The organism is Bacillus sp. FSL W7-1085, assembly GCF_038595035.1.
Lineage (GTDB): Bacteria > Bacillota > Bacilli > Bacillales > Bacillaceae > Bacillus > Bacillus altitudinis.
Map to the genome: position 1 here is coordinate 3,435,443 of NZ_CP152000.1, position 17,247 is coordinate 3,452,689.

A 17,247-nucleotide genomic window follows, 5' to 3' on the forward strand; every position below is an offset into this window, starting at 1 on the left:
GTATGCTCCTCTCTTTTTTACCCTTGCATGACTAGACATGCACAGCTTCATCCTTTTAGAGTGTATCCCTAAATCTCTTGAAAAATAAGAAAGCTCCCTTTCAAATAAATGAAAGGGAGCGTAAATGAACGTATCTTTACGTACTCTTTTTTAGAGAGCCCAAAATACATACTACATAGTTCGCTCTGGAAAGTCAAGACGGTTTTGTCCTGTTTTCAGGACCGGTTTGTGAGGGTTATTTGTCTTCCTCATCATCGTCTAAATCGTCTTCATCAATTTCCGTTAAGCCGTCATCATCTTCATCATCATCTTCGTCGAACTCTTCTATCTCTTCATCGATTTCTTCATCGTCTAGGTCAAGGTCCTCGTCGTCTTCAACAAGATCAAGATCTTCTTCAAGCTCGTCGATTTCTTCTTCCTCTTCAATATCATCGAAGTCTTCTTCAACGACAGCAGCTTTTGTTTTTTTCTTTTTCGCTTTTGTTTTCACAGCTGGCTGAACTTCTTCTTCGATTTGATCAACTGGATACCAGCTGCGAAGTCCCCATCTCTGATCACCTAACGAAATAAAGCGGCCATCTATATTTAAGTCTGTATAAAATTGAGCAAGTCGATCATCAAGATCAGATTTTTGTATCCCTTGCAAACGGACCATTTCATCTATTAACTCGGAAAACGTAATCGGCGTTTTGCTGTCTCTGAAAATTTCATAAGCAAGTTCAACTAAAGACATTTGTTTGAGCTGTTCCTGTGAGTATTCTTTCAAACTCAAGGTCAGACACTCCCTTTCTATTACATGTATGTATCCATTTATCAGTGAAATAATAAGTATTTATACCTTATTCTTACGACAAACCATACCTCTCATTATAAACAAATTAGGGGAGTTTATGCCACCTTTATTGATGTTAATTTTTGATTTTTTCACAAGAGGAGCCTCTAGCGGTCAATCATTTGCGCCGAATTGGCATAATTCATGTGTGGAGCACACGTTTTGCATGCTTTTTTGTCTTCTCTTTTGATGAATACAAAGCCATTTACTCTTCTTAAAAAAGGGGAATTATTCCTTCACAAAATGTTCACTTACGACGAATTGAAACAGAAATCTATAATAAATAGACTAATTTTGAGAGGTTGATCGAATTGCCAATGACAAAAAAAGAAGATATACAATTTGGTGTCTTGATGTGTTTTTGTATGTTTTCAGTGATGTTCTTTTATAACCTATTTCTAAATGGACGGCTTGGACATATGACATGGTTAGAAGGTGTACTCACCTATGTGATCGGTTTTGCTATCACGTTGTTGATTGAGATGTGTATTGTTGGGCCTTCAGCAAAAAAAGCAGCCAACCGTTTTGCCCCAAAAGGCAAGAAAATCTATTTTATTCTCACTCTTTCTATCTTTATCGTGTTTGGGATGGTGTGTCTCATGTCTTTATGCGGATATGTCGTTCAAAGCATCAGCACAGGATTTCAAACACAATCGATTCTATCTGATTACTTAACGATTTTCGGTCATAATGTCATGTTGGCGTTCCCTTTGCAAATGTTGATTATGGGACCGCTTGTCCGTTTTGTTTTTTTCAAATGGGTGAAATTAAAACAGACAGCAGCGGTTTAGTCGAATGGATATGTTACAGCTGGATATTCTGAATGAGTGAAAAAACCAAAGGTACGGTGAATAAAGTGCCCGCAGATACGAGTACAATGAGTTTTCTGCGGCTGTTTTCTTTTTCTTCCTTCCTTTTTGGAGACTTTGAAAGCTCTGTGGAGACCATAATCCATATGATCATCGTGACGATTCCTAAAATGCCAATAAATGTTGTGTTCATCATGATAACCTCCATTTTGGTTCTTTTCCCAATTTTACCATAGTGATCAGGTGATATGAGATCATATTGGAGAGATTTCACATTTGATACAAAAACAGACCACCTCATATCAGGTGGTCTTTCTTGGTTTCTACATATCTAGCAGTTTCCGTGAGATGACCAGCCGCTGGATTTCTTGTGTACCTTCATAGATTTGAGTGATTTTCGCATCACGCATGTATCGTTCGACTGGGTAATCCTTTGTATAGCCGTATCCGCCGAAGATTTGTACGGCTTCTGTCGTCACCTTCATGGCTGTATCACCGGCAAAGAGCTTGGACATAGCTGATTCTTTCCCATACGGGAGCCCTTTCGTTTCAAGCCATGCTGCCTGATAGGTGAGCAGTCTTGAGGCCTCAATTGCCGTTGCCATATCCGCTAACTTAAAAGCAATGCCTTGCTGCTGAATGATTGGTTTCCCAAATTGTTTGCGCTCCTTTGCGTAATTGACTGCTGCATCCAGAGCACCTTGAGCAATGCCAACAGCTTGTGCGGCAATACCGTTTCTGCCGCCGTCAAGTGTCATCATCGCTATCTTAAAACCTTCGCCTTCTTGACCAAGCCGGTTCCTTTCGGGTATACGACAGTCTTCAAAGATGATTTCTGTCGTTGGCGATGAGCGGATGCCCAGTTTGCTTTCTTTTTTGCCGATTGAGAAGCCTTGCGTCTCTTTTTCTACTATAAAAGCGGTTGTATTACGGGATGAAGCACCCTGGTCAGTAACAGCAAACACAATATAATAATCCGCAATGCCTCCATTGGTAATAAAAATCTTTGCCCCGTTCAAGACGTATTCATTCCCTGCTTTTACTGCTGTTGTTTTCATTCCGCCGGCATCTGAGCCCGAGCCGCTCTCGGTCAGTGCGTATGCGCCGATCTTCTGTCCTTCTGCAAGCGGCTTTAAATACGTCTCCTTTTGCTCATCTGTTCCGAATGTATAGATTGGCCATGAGGCGAGTGATGTGTGAGCAGATAGGGTGACGCCTGTTGAGGCGCACACTCGTGAGAGCTCTTCAACCGCTATGACATAGGCCAAATAATCACTACCAATCCCCCCATTTTCTTCTGGCCAAGGGATTCCCGTTAAACCAAGCTCCGCCATTTGACGAAAAATAGCGGGATCATACGATTCTGTTTCATCTCGCTCTGCTGCTGTTGGCTCCACTTCATTTTTCGCAAAGTCTCTCACCATTTTTTGTATCATTTCGTGTTCGTCACTTAATTGGAACTGCATCATGAGCCACCTCACTTCATATTAGCTGTTTACAAATAACCAGCCTTTGTATTTCACTTGTTCCTTCATAAATCTCACAAATTTTCGCATCACGAAAGTACCGCTCTGCTCGGTATTGCTTCGTGTAACCGGCTAGACCAAGCAAATGGATGACTTCAGTACTAATATCAACCGCTGTTTTAGATGCAAATAACTTCGCCATCGACGCTTCCTTCGTGACAGGGCGATTGGCCTCTTTATAAGAAGCTGCTTGATAGACAAGAAGTTTTGCGGCTTCCAGCTTGGTGCCCAGATCGCCCAACCGAATGGTCGTTTCAAGGCCAGCTGGATGCTGCTTTAAATACGTGACCGCCTCAGCTAATGCGGCTTCTGCAATACCAAGGCTTTGAGCCGCAATGCCAATTCTCCCCGCATTTAAGCTAGACATGGCAATCCGAAAGCCTTCTCCTTCTGCGCCGAGCAGCTGTTTTTTTGGAATTCGAACACCGTCAAAATGAAGTGTGACTGTTTTTGATCCATGCAGGCCCATTTTCTTCTCATCTTTTCCGATCGTAAATCCTGGTGTCCCCTTCTCCACAATGAATGCTGATATATTTTTCTTAGCAGAAGCCGGGTCTGTCACCGCAAATACAAGATAGACTTCTGCTTCACCGCCGCTTGTGATAAAAATTTTCGTTCCATTTAACACATAGTGATCGTCTGTGCGCTCTGCTTTCAACTGAATACTAGAGGCATCTGATCCTGCCTTCGGTTCAGTTAGACAAAAGGCGCCCAGCTTCTGCCCGGACGCAAGCTTGGGAACGTAGGATTCTTTTTGTTCAGTCGTTCCAAACGCCAAAATCGGCATCGTCACAACGGATGTATGAACGGATACAATGACACCGATGGTTGCACTTACTTTGGAAAATTCATGAATCGCCATGATATAGGTTGTGAAATCTGCCCCTAATCCATGATACTTATCTGGGATCGGAATGCCTAAAAAGCCTTGCCGACCCATTTCAGCTAAAAGCGTTTTCGGGAACACGCCCTGTTCCATCGCTTCTATTTCAGGGAATACATGCTGGCGTGCAAATTCTGCTACTCGTTTTCTCCAAAGACGTTGTTTTTCTGTCAGCAACACATCCATCTTGACTCCCCCTATGAGTGGTCGTGGTAAGTGTAAAAACCTCTCTTTGTCTTTTTGCCCAGCCAGCCTGCGTTCACGTATTTTTTCAAAAGAGGACAAGGTCGATATTTGCTATCTCCAAGACCCTCGTGAAGGGTATTCATAATAAATAAACAAGTATCGAGCCCGATGAGGTCGGCGAGACGAAGCGGGCCCATTGGATGGTTCATTCCAAGCGTCATGATGCCGTCAATACTTTCTACATCTGCCACGCCTTCATAAAGGGTATAAATGGCTTCATTGATCATCGGCATCAAAATACGGTTTGACACAAACCCAGGGAAGTCTTCCACTTCTATTGGGGTTTTGTCTAATGTCTTTGCGGTGTCAAAAACAAATTGGTACGTGGCATCATCCGTTTGTAGCGCACGGATTACTTCCACAAGTTTCATCACGGGAACTGGATTCATAAAATGCATGCCAATCACTTTCTCAGGCCGTTTCGTCACGGCTGCTAATTCTGTGATCGACAAGGAAGACGTATTTGTCGCAAATATCGTGTCATCAGGTGCAAATTGATCGAGGGTTTCAAAGATTTGTTTTTTGATCTTCATTTGTTCAGATGCGGCTTCAATCACTAAATGCGTCTGCTGTACATCCTTTAAATCTGTTGAAACAGCCAGTCGCTGTGTAATATCACGGACTGCCTGATGTGCCAGCTTTCCTTTTTCTGCTCGTTTCGTCAGTTGTTTGGTCATAGAGGAAATGGCTCGATGAATCTGCTCCTCTGCCGTATCATGGAGCAGGACGGTATAACCTGACTGTGCAAATACTTGGGCAATACCCGAGCCCATTTGACCAGCCCCAACGACCATGACGGTTTCTTCTATACTCATGACAATGAACGCCTCCCTTTTAATCCACCTTGATCATGATCGCATCACCTTGACCCCCGCCGCTGCAAATCGCCGCAATGCCGATCCCGCCGCCTCTTTGTCTGAGTGCATGGATCAAGGTCAATATAATACGTGTTCCGCTTGCTCCAATCGGGTGACCAATCGCGACTGCCCCTCCGTTCACATTCATTTTCCGCCGATCCAGTCCAAGAATTTTTTCGCATGCCAATGCAACCGCTGAAAAAGCCTCATTGATTTCAAACAAATCGATATCCTCTACTTGCTTCCCTGTTTTCTTTAACACTTTTTCGATGGCATAGGCTGGTGTTTTCGGAAAATCCTTTGCCTCTACTGCTACTTGCGCATGCCCAAGCACAACTGCCAGAGGTTTTTCACCTTGCTGCATGGCGTATGTGTCTTTCATTAATAGAAGCGCACTTGCACCATCATTGACACCCGGTGCATTGCCAGCGGTAATCGTACCTGCCTGATCGAAAACGGGCATCAGTTTTGACAAACGTTCATATGACGTATCACGCCGCGGGGCCTCATCTTCTGAAATCAGCTGATCTCCTTTTTTATTCTTGACGGTAACGGGGATGATCTCATTTTTAAAAAAGCCGCTTTTTTGCGCCTCAATGGCTCGTTCATGACTTCTTAACGCCCAAAGGTCTTGTTCTTCTCGTGTAATGCCAAGCTCTTTCGCCGCCATGCTTCCATACTCACCCATATGAACACCTGTAAACGAACAGGTTAATCCATCTAAAATCATGGCATCTTGTACAGCACCATCTCCCATTTTGTAACCCCATCGTGCTTTTTTCAGAAGATAAGGAGCATGAGACATGGATTCCATGCCGCCTGCCACGATCACATTGGCATCTCCCGCTCGAATGATTTGATCGGCTGTCGTGACACTGCGCATTCCTGAAGCACAGACTTTGTTGATGGTTTGCGTCGGAACCGACCAAGGGAGATCTGCATGTCTAGCTGCCTGTCTTGAAGGAATTTGACCTTGTCCTCCTTGAAGGACACTGCCCATGATGACTTCATCCACTTCATGAACATTTGAGGCTCTTTCCAGCGCAGCTTTTATCGTCATCCCGCCTAATTCTGCAGCAGTCAAACGACTTAAAGTTCCACCTAGTTTTCCAAATGGTGTTCTCGCCCCAGATACAATGACCGTCGTGCTCATTTCTTTCCCCTCCTATTTGTTACCGCTTACATAAATGCTAGACAGTTCATAAAATATCGGTGTCCACTGGCCGATGAACAGTCGATCCATCGGCCTGACACCTTTATGAAGCCTGCGTTCTCGTTTCGCCAAACACTGATTTTTCAAGAAGTTCTGCGACATCAAATGTGCCGACCTGCTCTTCTACTTCCTTCGCTTTCGTCCCATCCCCAAGCATGGTTAAACAATATGGGCACCCTGAGCTGATGATGGACGGCTGTACCTGTAAGGCCTGCTCCGTCCTCGCTGTGTTAATTCGAGTACCTGTCTCTTCTTCCATCCACATTAAGCCACCGCCGGCACCACAGCACATCCCCGATTCACGATTCCGTTCCATTTCTTTCAGTGTCACACCAGGAATGGCTTTTAAAATATCTCTTGGCGGATCATAGACCTCGTTATATCTGCCTAGGTAGCAAGAATCGTGGAAAGTAATGACTTCGTTCACTTCATGAATAGGCGTTAATTTCCCCTCTTTTACTAGCTCTGCCAGCAATTCTGTATGATGATACACCTCTGCCTCAAGTCCAAAGTCTGGGTATTCATTTTTAAATAAATTGTAAGCATGCGGATCGATCGTGACGATTTTGGTTACGTCATTTTTTTGAAATTCTTCGATGTTTTTTGCAGCAAGCTCTTGGAACAAAAATTCATTCCCAAGTCTTCTCGGTGTATCACCTGAGTTTTTCTCTTTATTGCCTAGGATGGCAAAAGAAACCCCTGCTTCATTGAGCAGTTTTGCAAAGGCAAGAGCAATCTTTTGGCTCCTATTGTCATATGCACCCATCGATCCAACCCAGAATAAATAGTCGAAGGTCTGATCTGCTTTTTTCAGTTCTTTCACTGTCGGTACGTGCACATCTTCTCTTAGATCACGCCAGTTTTCTCTTTCTTTTCGATTCAATCCCCATGGGTTCCCTTGGCGCTCGATGCTTGTCATCGCACGCTGTGCATCTGCATCCATTTTTCCTTCTGTCAGCACTAAGTATCTGCGCATATCAATGATTTTGTCGACGTGTTCGTTCATGACAGGACACTGATCTTCACAGTTTCGGCAGGTCGTGCATGCCCAGATTTCTTCTTCTGTAATGACCTCACCAATGAGAGAAGGATGGTACATTGCGCTCGCCGCAGATTCTTCCGCTCCAGCTCCCCTTGCCTGTAATGCCAGCTGATTTCCTGTCGTCTGTTTGAAAGCAAGCTGCGGAACCCACGGTGTCTTTGAAGTAATGGCAGCCCCTTTATTTGTTAAATGATCTCTTAATCGTAAAATCAAATCCATTGGAGACAGCATTTTTCCCGTCCCTGTCGCCGGGCACATATTCGTACAGCGCCCACATTCCACACAAGCGTAAAGATCGATCAGCTGAGATTGACGGAAATCTTCAATTTTCCCAACGCCGAACGTTTCTTGTGTCTCATCTTCAAAATCAATTTTTTGCAGTTTGCCTGGCGGGTCCAATCTGCTGACAAATACGTTGACCGGGCCAGCGATGAGATGGGCGTGCTTAGACTGCGGGACGTACACTAAGAACGTCAGTAAAATAAGAAGATGCACCCACCATGCGACATAGAACACAATTGTTGCCGCAAGTGGTGACAGCCAGCCCAGCAAGAAAGCAATGCCGGAAGCAATTGGCTCAGTTGCTGATAGTGAGTGCCCATGCCAAATGATGTTCATTCCGTTTCCTAGTAATACGGTCAGCATCAATCCGCCAATAAACAAAAGGACAAGCCCTGACTTAAAGCCCCTTTTTAAACGGACTAACTTCTCGACATATCTTCTATGGAACGCCCAAACCACCGCCACTAAAATGAGAAGTGTGACTACCTCTTGGAAGAATGTAAAGACACCGTAAAGCGGACCTAATGGAAGCCCGCTGTCTGGAACAAGTCCCTTCATAATAAAATCAAGAGCTCCGAACTGCACTAAAATAAATCCATAGAAAAACAGCACATGAATGATGCCGCTCTTCTTGTCCTTCAGCAGTTTCTTTTGACCAAACACATTCACCCAAACACGTTCTAAGCGTTTTTTCATGTCTTTCTGAAATTCTTCTTTTTTGCCAAGACGAATATACGCGGCTCGTGTTCGAATGAGATAAATAAACAAATACACAGCGTAAGCGGTCACTGCCGCAAATGCAATCAAGTTAACAATTAAAAGGCTATTCATCTTGCTCCCCCTTTCATTCCCCAAGACCCACTTTGTTCCGTTTCCATGTTGTACCTCTATCATAAATAATGAATGAGTATTCAGTCAATATTTTTTGCCCATTTGGGTACACTATCGTCATATGTAAAAAAGGAGGAACCTTCATGATCGCATGGATCATTCTACTCGTCGTCTTCGTCATTGTTCTACTCGTCAGGCTAGATCTTTATATAGGGAGAAAATATTTTTCTACCCATGCTTTTGAACGGTCTTTTGACCAAACAAGCGGCGATGCAGTTTTTTATCATGATGGCGAACCACTGTTTGATCAGCTGCTTACGGATATACAGCAAGCCTCTTCTTCTATTCATATGATGTTCTTTATTGTAAAGAACGACAAGATTGGGCAAAGGATTCTGCAAGCACTTAAAGCGAAAGCAGAGCAAGGTGTTTCGGTTTTTTTGCTCACTGATCGGTTAGGCTCCTATCCATTTGATCAAACATCCATTCAGATGCTCGAAAAAAGCGGCATTCAATTTTACTTTTTAAACAAACCACGTTTTCCTTTTTTCATTTATCGCTTGAACATGAGAAATCACCGGAAGATCACGGTGATCGATGGGAAGATCGGCTACATTGGCGGGTTTAATATCGGCGATGAATATGTAGGGAAAAACGGCAGGTTTGGCATTTGGAAAGACTATCACCTGCGCATGACAGGACAGGTTGTCGCAGACCTCCAGCATGTGTTTCTGAATGATTTGTACCGGTCATCTGGTATTCACCAGCTGCAATACGAGGTTTTTCCTACACTGGAACCGGGAACATTACAGTGCACTACACGTGCGACGGCAGGTTTTTCTTTAGAAGCCTTATTTCTTCACGATATTCAACAGGCGAAAAAGCAAATCACCATCTGCACGCCCTATTTTATTCCATCCGCTCCTCTTCTAAGCGCCCTTCTTGACGCACGGAAGCGAGGCGTGACTGTCGACATCATCATCCCAATGAAGGCAGATCATCCGCTTGTGAAAGAAGCTGGATTTCATTATTTGAAAGATCTGATCGCTGCCGGATGTCTTGTGTATCGTTTTTATAAAGGGTTTTATCATGCGAAAGCCATTCTCATCGATCATAGCCGTTGTATGATCAGTACAGCGAACTTTGATAAGCGAAGTTTGTTTTTCAACGAAGAAGTGGATGTGGCCATTGATGATCCCGCCTTCACCGCACATGTAGAGGAAAAGATTCGTGAACACATGGAAGTGTCAGAACTGATGACTGAAGAAAAATACAAACAACGCCCACTTCTCACGCGTCCAATTGAGTGGATAGGCGCCCTGTTCTCGTATTTTTTATAAAGGAGTTGACCTATGCGTTATCGATTTGGTTATGTATCCAACGCCGTCACTTTATGGGAAGCTTCACCTGCCAAGTCGCTGACCTTTGCAAGATACAGTAAGCTCTCAAAGGAAGAGAGGACAGATGCTCTATTGCGAACGACGAAAGCCAACCTCGTCAATACATTAAGAACGCTTTATTTTGCGATTGCCCATGATATTCCGCTTTACCGTTTTTCAAGCTCGATTGTCCCGCTCGCCACCCATCCTGAGGTGCGGTGGGACTTTGTGACACCCTTTCGCAAAGAATTTCTAGAGATTGGTCAACTCGTAAAGCGGCACGGATTACGAGTGAGCTTTCACCCCAATCAATTTACTTTGTTCACAAGTCCAAAACCTTCCATTACAGAAAACGCCGTCATTGATATGACCTATCATTATGAAATGCTTGAGGCCATGGAGCTTGAAAAGGAAGGCTATATGAACATTCATGTCGGAGGTGCATATGGCGACAAGGCATCTGCTTTACAGCGTTTTGATGAAAATATAAAGCAGCTTCCTGCACATATCAAGGCGAGAATGACGCTTGAAAATGATGACAAAACCTATACGTCATTAGAAACGCTTGATGTTTGTGAAAAGCATGGCATCCCGTTTGTATTTGATTACCACCATCACATTGCAAACAAAGATGATGATGCGGCACTTGATGACATTTTGCCAAGAGTGTTTGACACGTGGGCAAACACTGGCATACCGCCTAAAATCCACTTATCCTCACCAAAATCAGAAAAGGCGGTACGAAGCCATGCGGATGGAGTGGAGATGTCCTTTGTATTGCCACTTTTTCAAGCTTTAAAGTCGTATGGTCGTGATGTGGATTTTATGATTGAGGCAAAGAAAAAGGATCAGGCCTTGCTCCGCCTTGTTGAAGAACTGTCAGCGATCAGAGGCAATCGGCGGACGGGCGGAGGCACCATTGAGTGGAAATCGTAGAGAAAGGTTTACCTCTATCACAACGGGGGTAACAAAGCTATTGTGAGAAAGTATTTAACAGGAGGATATGAAGATGTCACAAATCTATTCAATCCGAATTGCTGCGAAAGCATTGAATTTACATAAGCTTATTTCTCTATACGAAAAGTGCCAGCACGCTCAGCATCGTTTATATGTATATTCTAAAAAAACAATGTGCAACATTAAGAACATCGTAGAGCTAGAAACCTTTAGGCTTACTCATTTAGAATCAGACTATTTAATCGTGGTAGAAGGAAAAGAGGCACAAGACCTTCTTCAGCCGTTTGAAAAAGAGAATGCTTCATAAAGAAAGGCAGCCTTAAGGCTGCTCTTTTTCTTATATCCATGCTTCTGTCAGCCAAACTTCGCGTGACGTTGCATTCATTTTTACTTGTGTACCGATTGGCATCGTGAGCATCGGATGCGTATGGGCACTGTCAAATTCCGCAATGAGCGGCCTCTTTGTATCTCCCAGTACTTCAAGTAAAAGATCGTGCGGCCTTTTGCCCGTTCCTTCATCATCAAACAGCTCATGTTTCCCTAAGAGGATACCAGATACCCGTTCAAACACACCATTTATCTTTAACAGAGAGAAGTTCTTTTCGACGGTGGAGGCGGTTTTCATACAATCTTCAATGAGAAGGATATCGCCTTTTTGGATTTGAGGCATGAATTCACTTCCCCATATGCCATACATGGCATTTAGGTTCCCGCCGATCAGTCTGCCTTCTGCCTGCCCTTCAATGACGCACATCCAATCGTTTGGACGTTTTTCTTTTTCTCGTATTTTCTCTTCCCAGTTGATCCGTTCGTCCGTCCAGAAGGGCGGCTTTTTCACCTGATATGGGATGGGCTGCGGATGAATGAGAATGTCCTCGAAAGATTGATATGTATCATTGACAAATGGTTCAAACTCTCCAAAAGACGGCACAAGTGCAGGCCCGTAAAAAACAGGCAGACCCGTTTTTTCATAAGCCGCTAAAAGAATCGCCGTCGCATCTGAATAACCAATCATGATTTTCGGATGCTTCTTCAGCAGCTCAAAATCGAGATAAGGCAGCAAACTATTCGAGTTCGTCCCCCCAATCATCGACATGATACAGGACAAATCTTCTCTCGCCATCAGCTCATTCAGCTCAGCTGCTCGCTCTTGAATCGTTCCCGAACGATAGTGATCCTCTTTCCCTGTTAATGATCCTGGTACCACAATGAATCCTTTTTGTTCAAGCCATTCCTTCGCCCGCTCATACCTATGAGGCGAGGTGGCAGATGCCGGACTTGAGGGAGAATAAATACCTATTTTATCGCCCTTCTGTAAATGCCGAAGCCCCTTCATTCCATCAGATCCTTCCTACACGAGTTTTTACTATCCTAGCAAAAAAAGCCCTTTTTCAAAAGGGCCTCGATTTAAAAATAAAGTACACTTCAATTTAACAGCTTAAACAGGCCAAATATGATGACAGTAAAACTGATGACCAGCGTCGCAAATATCTCAATACGAAAAAGAGCCCAGCTTAATAACTGGACTCATTCAATCACTTCTCGTCAATGACCAAACTGCGCTTCATGCAGTCTGCTATAGACGCCGCCCATTTGGATTAAGTCTTGATGGCGGCCTTGTTCTTCAATGCCTTCCTCTGTCACGACGATGATTCGGTCTGCATGTTTAATTGTCGCAAGGCGGTGAGCAATGACGAGTGTCGTCCGGCCGACTGCCAGTTCGCTTAGTGCGTCTTGGATTGCTTTTTCTGTTTCTGTATCAAGTGCTGACGTCGCTTCATCCAAAATAAGAATAGACGGGTTTTTCAAAAACATCCGTGCAATTGACAGGCGTTGCTTTTGACCGCCGGATAGCTTAACGCCGCGTTCACCAATGACCGTATTCAACCCTTGTGGGAACCGCTGAACGAGCTCCTCTAAATGGGCACGTCGCACCGCCTCCCAAATGTCTGCATCACTCGCTTCTAGGTTGCCGTACGCAATATTCTCACGAATGGTGCCTGAGAATAAAAAGACATCCTGCTGCACAATGCCAATCTGCTGTCTTAAAGAGGACAAGGTCATCGATTTTGTGCTCACACCATCAATGGTGATGTCTCCTTCGTCCACATCATAAAAACGAGGCAGCAGACTGCAAATGGTCGATTTCCCCGCTCCTGATGGCCCGACAAACGCAACAGTTTCCCCTTGTTTGATCTTCAAGTTGATATCCTTCAATACATGACTGTGCTCATCGTAGCCAAATGTCACGTCTCGATACTCAATTTCACCTTTCAAGCCGTAAATATCACGTGCTCCTTCTGTATCCTTCACATCTGGCTCTGTTTCAAGCAAATCGACATAGCTTTTAAAACCGGCAATGCCTTTTGGATACATTTCAATCACCGTGTTGATCTTATCAATGGGTCTGAATAACACATTTGTGATCAAGACAAAGGCAATAAATCCGCCTGCCGTTAATTGACCTTGAAGGACAAACCATGTACCTGCCAGAAGGACAAACAGCGTCACAAGCCTTGTGAGAATATAGCTGATTGATCCGTTAACTGACATAATTTTATAGGAAAGAAGTTTCGCTTTTCGAAAGCGGTTGTTATTTTCAGCAAAACGCTTTTTCTCGAAATGTTCGTTTGCAAAGGCTTGAACAAGACGAATACCGCCAATATTATTTTCAACCCTTGCATGAAAATCTCCAATGTCATTGTTGAGTTGTGTAATCGCCTGTGTCATTTTTTTATTAAAATGAAGGGCTAACCAGATGATGACTGGCATAATCAAGAAGGTTAAAATGGCAAGCTGCCAGTTAATCATGAGCATGACGGCAAAGGCGCCAAGAATGGTCATAATCGCAATAAACAAATCCTCAGGTCCGTGATGCGCCACCTCACCAATGTACATGAGGTCATTGGTCATTCGAGACATAAGCTTACCCGTTTTGTTGTTATCAAAGAACTTAAATGAGAGACGCTGAAAATGATCAAATAGCTTTTTTCTCATATCGGTCTCAATGTTAATGCCAAGCATGTGTCCCCAATACGACACGATAAATTGCATCACTGAGCTGAGTGCGTAAATGACAAACAGCGCAAGTGCGGTCCAGGCAATGACCGTCCAGTTCCCTGTTGGTAATAATGTATCAATGAAGTAGTTCACGATGAGCGGGAAACCTAGTTCCATGAGTCCGACGGCCACAGCACAAAAGAAATCTAAAAAGAACAGACCGCGATAGGGCCTGTAATAGGCAAAAAAGCGTTTTAGCATATGTAAAAGAACCTCACTTCCTCTATAATTGATAATCATTTTCAATTATAGAGGAATCATTATCGAAATACTAGATCAGGAAATGATTTCTTTCCCTGGAAACCCTCACAATACACCTGAAAACAATCGCGCAAACGATTCCTTTAAACGTTCCTTTAAGCCCCTTTTATAAAAATGAACCGGCCCCATTTGCTCACATTCTTTCATATCTTCCTCATAATGAGCCATCAATTGCTCGATCGGTTTCTTTGCCGCTGTAAAGACATTGACCTCAAAATTGAGTTGGAAGCTTCTCATATCAACATTGGCCGTTCCGACAGAGGCAAGCTCTCCATCTGCAATCATGACCTTTTGATGCATGAACCCTTTTTGATAGTGATACACCTTGATGCCCTCTTTCAAAAGCTCAGAAAAATAAGATCGTGTGGCGTATTGCGTGAGAAATCCATCATTAATCTCAGGCACCATCACACGCACATCCACCCCTCTTGTCGCCGCAATTTTTAACGCTGTGCGAATGGATTCATTTGGGACAAAATAAGGCGTCGCAATCCAAACAAATTGCTGTGCATTCGAAATGAGCGCATCGTATAAATCACTCATACTTTCCTTCATATCAGGTCCAGTCGGCACGACCTGAATGACATCTTCTCCTGTCACAGGATGCGGGGTGTGATACTTCGGATCATCAATTAACACTTCATCTGATACATACTCCCAGTCCAGCATAAATATGGAGTGAAGTGTCTGAACGGCTTCACCCTTTAACATCGTATGCGTGTCACGCCAAAAGCCGATGTTTTCATCGCGTCCTACATATTCCTTCCCGACATTGAGCCCGCCAACAAATCCTGTTTCTCCATCAATAATCACGATTTTTCGGTGATTTCGGAAATTGAATTTTTGATTAAAGAATCCGTATTTTAATGGCAGAAAAGGAGCGACCTTTATCCCCGCCTGCTTCAATCGTTTAATATCTTTTCGTGAGAAGCGAATGCTGCCAGCCGCATCATAGATGAATCGAACCTCTACTCCTTCTTTCACTTTTTCAATCAGGATCTCCATCATCCGGTGACCGAGGAAATCAGATTTGAACATGTAATATTCTATATGGATAAACGTTTTTGCCTTTTTTAATTCTTCAAAAATACGTGGAAAGGTTTCCTCTCCATTCTTTAAAATCTCCATATCACTATTTGTATTTACATGCATACCCGTTGCTTTTTCTGTGTAATGAAAAAAAGCACGCTGATTATCGGTTAAACGCGTCTCATCCGGTTTACTCTCAAGCTCTGATATTCTGCGTAATTTTTCTCGGTTATACATTCTCTTTGATTTAAACAAATGTCCTTTGACATATAGCTGTCCTGAGAACAAATAAAACATATAGCCGATGATCGGGAAAAAGATCAGTACATACATCCATAACAGCGTGTGCTGTGATGTCCGGTTCTCTAGCATGAGCGAAATAATACTAAATAAAATGATGGCGATATAACTAGCTGCGTAAAGCTGAAAACCCCACGCTGGAACCGGCCACCAAAACACCACATATGCCCCGAATATCATGAAATATAAAAATAGAAATTCCAGTCTCCTCTTTTTCACATTCTCCGCCCTCATTCTGTCTTTTTCTTTTCCATACCCTTTGCACAGCTTGTCTGAAACGCACGGTCTGCTGCTTTCTTTTAGCTTTTACAGACTGGAGCGTTTTGATCCGATATAATGGAAAATATGTGAAGGGAAGGATGAATGACTTATGCGTACACCATCTGCTTTAAAAAAGGGAAGCCACATTCGGGTAATTGCTCCAAGTCGAAGTGCCAGCATTTTATCAAAAGAAGGAATGGCTCAGGCGAAAAAACGTTTAGAGGCATTAGGGTTCACTGTTTCTTTTGGACAACACGTGTTTGAATGTGATCTGCATTCCTCTTCTTCTATTGAACACCGTTTATCTGATCTACATGAGGCATTCTCAAATGATGAAGTCGACGGCATTTTGACAGCAATCGGCGGCTTTAACTGCAATGAGCTCTTGCCTTATATAGATTATGATTTGATTCGTCAACACCCAAAAGTTCTTTGCGGCTACAGTGATATTACCGCACTTGCAAACGCCATTACCGCCAAATGTGACATGGTGACGTACTCAGGCCCTCATTTCTCCAGTTTCCAAATGGAACAAGGACAAGAGGAGCAGACAGCTATGTTTCAAGCGTGCGTGATGAGTAGCGAGCCATTTGATTTCACCCCTTCTACAAAGTGGAGTGATGATGCGTGGTATCTTGATCAAGTAAATAGGCAGTTTCATCCGACAACATGGAGGATTTATCAGGAAGGAACAGCTGAAGGCACCTTGTATGGCGGAAATCTTTGTACACTGAACTTACTGCAAGGGACACCCTTTATGCCTCGCATCAAGGATGCCATCTTATTTGTAGAAGATGATGACTTGGTCTTTCCTGAAATGTTCGCCAGAGACCTTGCCTCGCTCTTGCAGCATGCCGAATCCATTAAAGGGTTAATCATCGGACGTTTTCAAAAGAAATCCAAAATGACAGAGGAACATTTGAGGTTCATCCTAGATAAGCACCCAATGCTTCAACACATTCCAGTGATTTACGATGTCGATATCGGACATACACAGCCGGTCTTCACCTTGCCGATTGGCGGGAGTTCCGAGCTCTCCTGCGACGGCGGACAAATCCAATGGCGTGTTCATGCATAAATAAAACCTAAAAAGCACCCTCATATGCGGGTGCTTTTTCTATGCCATCATTTCTTTTTAAAATTTTTTTTAAAAAAGTGATCCAACCCTTCATCCCCTTCGTTAAGTAGATGTAAAAAGAAAAGAGAGGAGGCAAAAACATGTTCTCTGATGTACTTAGCCAATTATTCGATTCTATCTCTAACATTATTAATACACTTGGATAATTCCATTAACGCACACATACTACATGCTTGCCGAAGGGAGGATACAAACTATGTTTTCTGATGTACTTAGCCAATTATTTGATTCTATTTCTAACATTATTAACACACTTGGGTAATTCCTATGACACGCACATACTACATGCTTTCTGAAAGGAGGATACGCTCTATGTTCTCTGATGTACTTAGTCAATTATT

Annotated in this window: 15 protein-coding genes; 5 read left to right on the plus strand and 10 right to left on the minus strand. The window is 43.4% G+C overall.

Annotation, left to right across the window (positions count from 1 at the left end):
• Nucleotides 1–235: 235 nt before the first annotated feature.
• On the minus strand, nucleotides 236–772 hold the full coding sequence (rpoE, locus tag MKY11_RS17840; protein ID WP_017360054.1) for a DNA-directed RNA polymerase subunit delta: 537 nt from the start codon (nucleotides 770–772) through the stop codon (nucleotides 236–238).
• 371 nt (nucleotides 773–1,143) lie between these two features.
• Here rpoE and MKY11_RS17845 point away from each other — a divergent pair, with 371 nt between their 5' ends.
• On the plus strand, nucleotides 1,144–1,623 hold the full coding sequence (locus tag MKY11_RS17845; protein ID WP_024718764.1) for a hypothetical protein: 480 nt from the start codon (nucleotides 1,144–1,146) through the stop codon (nucleotides 1,621–1,623).
• A 13-nt stretch (nucleotides 1,624–1,636) separates the two neighbouring features.
• On the opposite strand, the gene MKY11_RS17850 is transcribed toward MKY11_RS17845, so the two are convergent.
• From MKY11_RS17850 to MKY11_RS17875, 6 genes are all read right to left on the minus strand, one after another.
• The gene (locus MKY11_RS17850) at nucleotides 1,637–1,834 is read right to left on the minus strand and encodes a hypothetical protein (RefSeq protein ID WP_034647437.1); all 198 of its coding nucleotides are present in this window, start codon (nucleotides 1,832–1,834) and stop codon (nucleotides 1,637–1,639) included.
• A 130-nt stretch (nucleotides 1,835–1,964) separates the two neighbouring features.
• Complete coding sequence (locus MKY11_RS17855; RefSeq protein ID WP_039165267.1) at nucleotides 1,965–3,107, minus strand: acyl-CoA dehydrogenase; 1,143 nt, start codon at nucleotides 3,105–3,107, stop codon at nucleotides 1,965–1,967.
• Between the two features lie 16 nt (nucleotides 3,108–3,123).
• Nucleotides 3,124–4,236 (minus strand): acyl-CoA dehydrogenase family protein, encoded by a 1,113-nt coding sequence (locus MKY11_RS17860; protein ID WP_039165265.1) that lies wholly within the window; start codon nucleotides 4,234–4,236, stop codon nucleotides 3,124–3,126.
• 11 nt (nucleotides 4,237–4,247) lie between these two features.
• Nucleotides 4,248–5,111 carry a 3-hydroxybutyryl-CoA dehydrogenase gene (locus MKY11_RS17865; protein ID WP_041507905.1) on the minus strand — a complete coding sequence of 288 codons (864 nt, stop codon included), beginning with the start codon at nucleotides 5,109–5,111 and terminating at the stop codon, nucleotides 4,248–4,250.
• A 19-nt stretch (nucleotides 5,112–5,130) separates the two neighbouring features.
• Nucleotides 5,131–6,306: an acetyl-CoA C-acetyltransferase gene (locus MKY11_RS17870; protein WP_144679095.1), complete on the minus strand. Its 1,176-nt coding sequence runs from the start codon at nucleotides 6,304–6,306 to the stop codon at nucleotides 5,131–5,133.
• Nucleotides 6,307–6,409: 103 nt separating this feature from the next.
• A complete protein-coding gene (locus MKY11_RS17875) occupies nucleotides 6,410–8,521 on the minus strand; it encodes a heterodisulfide reductase-related iron-sulfur binding cluster (protein WP_024718768.1) in 2,112 nt (703 codons plus the stop codon).
• Nucleotides 8,522–8,664: 143 nt separating this feature from the next.
• On the opposite strand from MKY11_RS17875, the gene cls (MKY11_RS17880) reads away from it, so the two are divergent.
• The 3 genes from cls (MKY11_RS17880) (at nucleotide 8,665) to MKY11_RS17890 (ending at nucleotide 11,164) form a co-directional block, all read left to right on the plus strand.
• Nucleotides 8,665–9,861: a cardiolipin synthase gene (gene cls, locus MKY11_RS17880; RefSeq protein ID WP_019743242.1), complete on the plus strand. Its 1,197-nt coding sequence runs from the start codon at nucleotides 8,665–8,667 to the stop codon at nucleotides 9,859–9,861.
• Nucleotides 9,862–9,873: 12 nt separating this feature from the next.
• Nucleotides 9,874–10,836 carry a UV DNA damage repair endonuclease UvsE gene (uvsE, locus tag MKY11_RS17885; RefSeq protein WP_048001116.1) on the plus strand — a complete coding sequence of 321 codons (963 nt, stop codon included), beginning with the start codon at nucleotides 9,874–9,876 and terminating at the stop codon, nucleotides 10,834–10,836.
• A 73-nt stretch (nucleotides 10,837–10,909) separates the two neighbouring features.
• Complete coding sequence (locus tag MKY11_RS17890) at nucleotides 10,910–11,164, plus strand: hypothetical protein (protein WP_008343494.1); 255 nt, start codon at nucleotides 10,910–10,912, stop codon at nucleotides 11,162–11,164.
• 30 nt (nucleotides 11,165–11,194) lie between these two features.
• On the opposite strand, the gene MKY11_RS17895 is transcribed toward MKY11_RS17890, so the two are convergent.
• The 3 genes from MKY11_RS17895 to cls (MKY11_RS17905) all read right to left on the minus strand — a co-directional run bounded on the left by MKY11_RS17895 (nucleotide 11,195) and on the right by cls (MKY11_RS17905) (nucleotide 15,726).
• Nucleotides 11,195–12,193, minus strand: a complete 999-nt coding sequence (locus tag MKY11_RS17895) for a S66 peptidase family protein (protein ID WP_335352596.1) — start codon at nucleotides 12,191–12,193, stop codon at nucleotides 11,195–11,197.
• Nucleotides 12,194–12,402: 209 nt separating this feature from the next.
• Complete coding sequence (locus tag MKY11_RS17900; protein WP_342501650.1) at nucleotides 12,403–14,118, minus strand: ABC transporter ATP-binding protein; 1,716 nt, start codon at nucleotides 14,116–14,118, stop codon at nucleotides 12,403–12,405.
• 105 nt (nucleotides 14,119–14,223) lie between these two features.
• Nucleotides 14,224–15,726: a cardiolipin synthase gene (cls, locus tag MKY11_RS17905; RefSeq protein ID WP_025208143.1), complete on the minus strand. Its 1,503-nt coding sequence runs from the start codon at nucleotides 15,724–15,726 to the stop codon at nucleotides 14,224–14,226.
• A 151-nt stretch (nucleotides 15,727–15,877) separates the two neighbouring features.
• Here cls (MKY11_RS17905) and MKY11_RS17910 point away from each other — a divergent pair, with 151 nt between their 5' ends.
• A complete protein-coding gene (locus tag MKY11_RS17910) occupies nucleotides 15,878–16,846 on the plus strand; it encodes a S66 peptidase family protein (RefSeq protein ID WP_342501651.1) in 969 nt (322 codons plus the stop codon).
• The last annotated feature ends 401 nt before the right edge of the window (nucleotides 16,847–17,247 follow it).

Bases quoted from the DNA above. Each gene is read 5' to 3' on its own strand.
- MKY11_RS17850 (WP_034647437.1), bottom strand. From the start codon at position 1,834: ATGAACACAACATTTATTGGCATTTTAGGAATCGTCACGATGATCATA.
- MKY11_RS17855 (WP_039165267.1), bottom strand. From the start codon at position 3,107: ATGCAGTTCCAATTAAGTGACGAACACGAAATGATACAAAAAATGGTG.
- MKY11_RS17860 (WP_039165265.1), bottom strand. From the start codon at position 4,236: ATGGATGTGTTGCTGACAGAAAAACAACGTCTTTGGAGAAAACGAGTA.
- MKY11_RS17865 (WP_041507905.1), bottom strand. From the start codon at position 5,111: ATGAGTATAGAAGAAACCGTCATGGTCGTTGGGGCTGGTCAAATGGGC.
- MKY11_RS17870 (WP_144679095.1), bottom strand. From the start codon at position 6,306: ATGAGCACGACGGTCATTGTATCTGGGGCGAGAACACCATTTGGAAAA.
- MKY11_RS17875 (WP_024718768.1), bottom strand. From the start codon at position 8,521: ATGAATAGCCTTTTAATTGTTAACTTGATTGCATTTGCGGCAGTGACC.
- cls (WP_019743242.1), top strand. From the start codon at position 8,665: ATGATCGCATGGATCATTCTACTCGTCGTCTTCGTCATTGTTCTACTC.
- uvsE (WP_048001116.1), top strand. From the start codon at position 9,874: ATGCGTTATCGATTTGGTTATGTATCCAACGCCGTCACTTTATGGGAA.
- MKY11_RS17890 (WP_008343494.1), top strand. From the start codon at position 10,910: ATGTCACAAATCTATTCAATCCGAATTGCTGCGAAAGCATTGAATTTA.
- MKY11_RS17895 (WP_335352596.1), bottom strand. From the start codon at position 12,193: ATGAAGGGGCTTCGGCATTTACAGAAGGGCGATAAAATAGGTATTTAT.
- MKY11_RS17900 (WP_342501650.1), bottom strand. From the start codon at position 14,118: ATGCTAAAACGCTTTTTTGCCTATTACAGGCCCTATCGCGGTCTGTTC.
- MKY11_RS17910 (WP_342501651.1), top strand. From the start codon at position 15,878: ATGCGTACACCATCTGCTTTAAAAAAGGGAAGCCACATTCGGGTAATT.